The 5,906-nt window shown below is 67.7% G+C and carries 5 protein-coding genes; 2 read left to right on the top strand and 3 right to left on the bottom strand.

Translation table 11 applies throughout. From position 1 onward, the window contains the following. Both DBR34_RS00545 and DBR34_RS00540 read left to right on the top strand, forming a co-directional pair. On the top strand, positions 1-1,179 hold a 1,179-nt coding region (locus DBR34_RS00545), incomplete at its 5' end, for an HlyD family secretion protein (protein WP_258223595.1). Continuing rightward, a complete protein-coding gene (locus DBR34_RS00540) occupies positions 1,176-1,907 on the top strand; it encodes a hypothetical protein (RefSeq protein WP_128095266.1) in 732 nt (243 codons plus the stop codon). The genes DBR34_RS00545 and DBR34_RS00540, both read left to right, overlap by 4 nt. Positions 1,908-2,049: 142 nt before the next feature. On the opposite strand, the gene DBR34_RS00535 is transcribed toward DBR34_RS00540, so the two are convergent. From DBR34_RS00535 to DBR34_RS00525, 3 genes are all read right to left on the bottom strand, one after another. Further along, positions 2,050-2,535, bottom strand: a complete 486-nt coding sequence (locus DBR34_RS00535; protein WP_128095265.1) for a Fur family transcriptional regulator — start codon at positions 2,533-2,535, stop codon at positions 2,050-2,052. 16 nt (positions 2,536-2,551) lie between these two features. Then, positions 2,552-3,955 carry a glutamate--tRNA ligase gene (gene gltX, locus DBR34_RS00530; protein ID WP_128095264.1) on the bottom strand — a complete coding sequence of 468 codons (1,404 nt, stop codon included), beginning with the start codon at positions 3,953-3,955 and terminating at the stop codon, positions 2,552-2,554. Positions 3,956-4,043: 88 nt separating this feature from the next. Beyond that, positions 4,044-5,612, bottom strand: coding sequence for a M20/M25/M40 family metallo-hydrolase (locus tag DBR34_RS00525; RefSeq protein WP_128095267.1), 1,569 nt, complete (start codon positions 5,610-5,612; stop codon positions 4,044-4,046). Positions 5,613-5,906 lie beyond the last annotated feature (294 nt).

Raw genomic sequence — 5,906 nt, 5'->3', positions numbered from 1 at the left:
CCCCGCGACGACAGCGCACCCGAGAACGTCAACCCGGCGCCGCCGACCGATGCCGCCCCCGCCGGCAGCGCGGCCGCGGCAGGCGCGGTGCCGCCGCCGAGCGCGCCCAAGTACCTCAAGCCCAGCACCCGCAGCGTGGTGATCATGATCGTGATTGCGCTGCTGGGCATCGCGCTGATCCTGCGCGCATGGTCGCTGTGGCCGTTCGACAGCACCCGGGTGAGCACCGACAACGCCTACGTGCGCGGCCAGATCACCGTGCTGGCACCGCAGGTCAATGGCTATGTCACCGAGGTGCTGGTCAAGGACTTCCAGCACGTCAAACAGGGCGATCCGCTGGTCCGCGTCGACGACCGCATCTACAAGGAAAAAGTGGCCCAGGCCCAGGCCGACCTGGACAGTGCGAAGGCTGCGCTGGCCAACTCCGACCAGGCCCAGGCGCAGAACCGCGCGCAGATCGGTGCGGCACAGGCCAACCTTGTCGCCGGCCAATCGGAGCTGGCGCGGTCGCGCACCGAGCTCAAGCGCTATGAAGCACTCGCCGCGCAGCAGCTGGTGGCGCTCAGCGACCGCGACAAGCTGCGCACCGGAGCGCAATCGGCGCAGGCGGCCGTGCTGCAGTCGCAGGCGCAGATCCGCATCGCCGAGGAAACACTGACCTCCACCCAGGTGGCACGCAAGAGTCTGGAGGCCCGTGTTGAAACCGCGCAGGCGCAGCTGGAACTGACCCGGATCGACCTGGCCAACACCGTCATCCATGCCCCGCGCGACGGCCAGATCAGCGAAGCCTCGGTGCGCCTGGGCCAATACGTCACGGCCGGCTCGCAGCTGCTGTTCCTGGTGCCGGACACGCTGTGGGTGGTGGCCAACTTCAAGGAGGGCCAGACCTGGAAAATGCGCATCGGCCAGCCCGCCTCGTTCAAGGTGGACGCCTTCGACGGTGAAAAGCTGCACGGGCACATCGAGCAGATCGCCCCTGCGACGGGCTCGGAGTTCAGCGTGCTGCGCCCGGACAACGCCAGCGGCAACTTCACCAAGGTGGTGCAGCGCCTGCCCATCCGCATTTCCATCGACCCGGACCAGCCGCTGGCCAAGCGGCTGCGCCCGGGCATGTCGGTGGTGGTGAAGGTGGATACGGCGGCAGACGGCAGCGACACCGCCGCGGCCGAGCGCCGGTGAAGTTCAACGTACTGGCGCAGAAGGCGGCCAAGGGCAGCGCGCCGGCCGCTTACGGCGGTGCGCTGGAGGTGGAGCACTTGATTGGCTTCGCCCGGGTCCACGGCACCGAGGGTGCAGCGGAGATCGAGCGCTTGAGCGCGCTGCACGGGTGGCTGGACGACGGGCTGCTGCCGGATGGCCGTCGCGTGGTGCCGTTCGGGCGATGGGCGACCGCCTGTGCGGCATACGCGCGCGACGGCGTTGCCGGACTGCGCCCCCTGTTGGCGGATCCGGCGATGGCCAGCTTCGCCATCGGGATGCTTGAAGCAGTACGCACGCGCGACGCCATCACTGAACTGCTTGCCTACTGCGAACGTGCCGACTGGCACACGAGCAACGCGGACGCAGCGCCGTGGAGTGCGCTGGGTGCGTTGAACATGCAGCTGTCGTTCGAGGACAGTGTGCCGATCGATGCGACGCTTCAGCATGCGCTGTACGAAACGGCCGTGAAGGCATGGGGTGCAACCTCCATTACACATCTGAAGGCGGTCGCGCTTTACGCCCTGCGCGGCGCGCCCTTGGCCGCATCGCTGGCGTGGGTCGATGCGCTGGTCGTGGCCGATCCCGCGCTGGTATCCGCCCGCCGGCTCGTCCTGAAAAGCCTGAACCGCCGTCTCGATGCGAGCTACGCCACCCCGGATGCACGGAAGAGGCGTGAGATCGCAAAGGTCCGCGGCAGGGCCACCTGACGCACAGGGGCAGCCACGCATGGCGTGGCTCTACCCGGGGCTGGGTCGATCCGGGGCATCGGGCAAAAAAGCCGCGCAGTGCGCGGCGTTTCTTTGCGGGGAACGTTGCGTACCGACCAACGGTCGGTACCTGCCCCGGTTTTTACCCGGCGCAGCGCGCGCAGAGGCCGTGCACTTCCAAGGTCTGCGCCTGCGGCTGGAAGCCCAGTTCCTTGGCGCGCTTTTCCAGCTGGCTCACGATGTCCTTGTCTTCCAGTTCCACCGCACTGTGGCAGCTGTTGCAGATCAGGAACGGCACCGAATGCTGCGCGCTGCTGGGATGGTGGCAGGCCACGAACGCGTTGACCGATTCGAGCTTGTGCACGAATCCGTTGGCCATCAGGAAATCCAGCGCGCGGTACACCGTGGGCGGAGCGTCGGCACCGACGCCCTTGCCGCTGCGCACCCACTCCAGCAGTTCGTAAGCCTTGACCGGCTTGCCGGCCTCGGCGATGAGACGCAGCACGTTGGCGCGGATCGGGGTCAGGCGCAGCCCGCGTTCCGAGCACACGCGCTCCACCACCTTCACGAAGTCGGATGCGTCGTGGACGTGGTGGTGCGGGGCGGTACAAGCGGTTTTGGCTGGCATGCGCGGTCTCCTGTGGTCAGGCCGTCGGTACTTTAGTGAGTGCGACGTCGATGCGTTTCAAGGCCTCTTCACGCCCGGCCAGGAACACCGTCTGTGAAATGTCCGGGCTGACCTGGGTGCCGGTGATGGCCACGCGCAGCGGCTGGGCCACCTTGCCCATGCCGATCTCGAGCGCCGTGGCCACCTCGTGCAGCGCCACCGACACGCCCTCGGCGGTCCAGTCCGCGACCCCCGCCAGCAGCTCGCGGGCCTTGCCCAGCGCCAGTTCCGCGCCCGGCTTGAAGTGCTTGGCCACCGCCGCCTCGTCGTACTCGGTCAGCGGCTGGTACCAGACCACCGCCTTCTCGGCCATTTCCTTCAGGGTCTGCACGCGGTCGCGCAATGCCACCACCACGTCGGCCGGGGCCGGACCGGCGGCCAGATCCAGGCCGAGCTTGTTCAGCTGGTAGACCAGGTGCGGGGCAATGCTGTCCGGCGTTTCGGTCTTCAGGAAGTGCTGGTTGACCCAGCCCAGCTTGGCCATGTCCAGGCGCGCGGCCTTGGAATTGCAGTTGGTCACGTCGAACAGGTCGATCAGCTCCTGGCGGCTGAACAGCTCCTGGTCACCGTGCGACCAGCCCAGCCGGGCGAGGTAGCTCAGCAGCGCGTCGGGCAGGTAGCCGGCGTCCTTGTACTGCATCACGTCGGCCGCGCCGGTGCGCTTGGACAGCTTGGCGCCCTGCTCGTCCAGGATCATCGGCATGTGGCCGAACTTCGGCACGGGCGCGCCGATGCCTTCGTACAGGTTGATCTGGCGCGGGGTGTTGTTGATGTGGTCATCGCCGCGGATCACTTCGCTGATGCGCATGTCCCAGTCGTCCACCACCACCGCGAAGTTGTAGGTGGGGAAGCCGTCCGGGCGGAAGATGACCATGTCGTCCAGCTCGCTGTTGGCGATCTCGATGCGGCCCTTGATCAGGTCGTCGAACACCACCGTCCCGTCCAGCGGGTTCTTGAAGCGGATGACGCGGTTGGGGTCGTCCTTCCAGGGCAGGCCCAGGTCGCGCGCGGCGCCGTTGTAGCGCGGCTTTTCCTGCTTGGCCATCGCCGCTTCGCGCATCGCGTCGAGCTCTTCGCGGGTTTCGTAGGCGTAATAGGCCTTGCCGTCGGCGACCAGCTGTTCGGCCACTTCCAGGTACCGGGCCACGCGCTGGGTCTGGTAGATCGGGCCTTCGTCGTAGCCCAGGCCCAGCCAGTCCATCGCCTCCAGGATCGCGTCGATCGCGCCCTGGGTGCTGCGCTCGCGGTCGGTGTCTTCGATGCGCAGCACGAATTCGCCGCCACGGTGACGGGCCTCCAGCCAGCAGTACAGCGCGGTGCGGGCGCCACCGATGTGCAGGTAGCCGGTGGGACTGGGGGCGAAACGGGTGCGGCAGCTCATGGAAGGCTCGGGGAACGGGAATCCGCCGATTTTACCACTACCCCCGGAAGGGCACGGAGGAGGCCGCTGCCCCCTCCGTGCCGGCGCCTCACGGCTGCGGCTGCGGCTCGGGCTTGCGCGGGAAGGACGGCTCGCGCATGGCCGCGTGGTAGGCGAAGGACGCCACGATGGCGGCGGCCTGCTTCAGGTCTTCCGGTTCGGCGTGGTCCCAGGTATCGAGGTGGCTGTGGTGGACGTTGGTGAAGTAGTCCAGCCGGTCCTGGATGAACTGGAAGCCCGGCAGGCCGATGCGGTCGAAGCTGATGTGGTCGGTACTGCCGGTGTTGCGGGTGGCCACGGTGGTGGCGCCCACGTCACGGAACGGGGCCAGCCAGGCCTCGAAGATCGGCACGGCCGCCATGTTCTCCTGCGCGTAGATGCCGCGGAAGCGACCCGAGCCGTTGTCCATGTTGAAGTAGACCTGGAACTTGCTGTAATCGCGGGTCTTCTGCAGGGCACCGGTCGGTTCGCGCAACGAGGCCGGCAGCGCCTTCTGCGCCGCATCGGCAGGCTCCGGGAAGCCACCGAAGTGCTTGGCCACATAGGCCTGCGAGCCGATCAGCCCTTGTTCTTCACCACTCCACAGGGCTACCCGGATGGTGCGCTTCGGCTTGGCGCCCGCGGCCTTGAGGATGCGCATGGCCTCCATCATCACCGCCACGCCGGCGGCATTGTCGGCGGCGCCGGTGCCGCTGTGCCACGAATCCAGGTGGGCGCCGATCATCACCACTTCATCGGGCCTGCTGCTGCCGCGGATCTCGGCCAGCGTGTTGTAGCCCGGCTGGTCGGTTTCGTCGGTGAAGCGGGCCGCGACATCCACGCGCAGGCGCACGGGTTGCTTGGCCTCCAGCGCACGCACCAGCGGATTGAAATGCTCGGCGATCATCGCCAGCTCGGGAATGCCCACCGATTCCCCGGCCTTGCGCGAGCCACCACCGGCAACGCGGATGATGCCGTTGTCCCAGCCGCTGATGCTGATCGAGGCCAGTGCGCCTTCGGCGACGAAGAACGCGTTGACCTTGGCCGCCAGCGCCTGCTTCTCTTGGTATTCCTTGACCCGCTTGGCGCGGTCGGCCACCACGTCCTTGTCCTTGGGCAGGGTGAATTCCTGCAGGCCCTCCAGCGAGGTGGCGTCATGCCGGTGCGAATCGGCGTCGGTGCCCCGCTTGTACTCGCGCGCCTCGCCCAGCAACAGGATCTTCCCGCGCAGCTTGCCGCGGTACTTCTCGATGTCCTCGGGCTTCTTGATGTCCACCTGCACCAGTTCGCCCTCGACCGGGCCGCGGGTGCCCGGCGTCCACGCCTTGGGCAGCGCATGCAGCGGCTGCACGCGATCGCCCAGCATCTCCACGCTGGCCGAGGTGAATTCCCAGCCACGGCCGAAGCCATCGAACGCTTCGTCGTGGACGTTGTCCAGCTTCCAGTCGTTGAATTTGCCGCGCGTCCAGGCGTTGGCCCGGCCCATCGCCGGCGAGTTGGTCAGGCGCGGCCCGATGCGCTCGGTGAGATAACTGAAGGTGTCCATCACCTGGGACTGGTGGAAGGCCTGCTGGCGGATCTTGCCCACCATGTCCAGGTCCACCGCTTCGCGCTGCTGCGCCGTTGCATTGCCACCCATCGCCAGCGCTACCGCCAGTACACCCCACTTCAGCTCGCTCCACTTCACCACGCCCCACCCCGGCCCTTCGGCATTGCTCGTCGAACCGTCGAGTCTAGCCAGCGCGCGCGCCGCGCCCCCGTCCCATCGGTCATGTGCGCAGGCGGGGATAGGCCCGGCCGACGCCACTCAGCCGGTCCAGCCCAGCCACAGTTGAGCGCTCCCTGGCACCAGCAACAGCCAGTGCCGGCGGTCGACGCTGCTGCAGCCATACACCGCGGCGTGCGCCGGCACTGGCTGTTGCTGGTGCCAGGG

This window comes from Stenotrophomonas sp. HMWF003, from assembly GCF_003061285.1.
GTDB lineage: Bacteria > Pseudomonadota > Gammaproteobacteria > Xanthomonadales > Xanthomonadaceae > Stenotrophomonas > Stenotrophomonas maltophilia_AP.
Note: the sequence above shows the minus strand (reverse complement) of the source record. Positions and strands in the feature narration are given on the sequence as shown.

Excerpts from the sequence above, each read along its gene's own strand:
- DBR34_RS00535 (WP_128095265.1), bottom strand. The coding sequence starts at position 2,535 with ATGCCAGCCAAAACCGCTTGTACCGCCCCGCACCACCACGTCCACGAC.
- gltX (WP_128095264.1), bottom strand. The coding sequence starts at position 3,955 with ATGAGCTGCCGCACCCGTTTCGCCCCCAGTCCCACCGGCTACCTGCAC.
- DBR34_RS00525 (WP_128095267.1), bottom strand. The coding sequence starts at position 5,612 with ATGGGTGGCAATGCAACGGCGCAGCAGCGCGAAGCGGTGGACCTGGAC.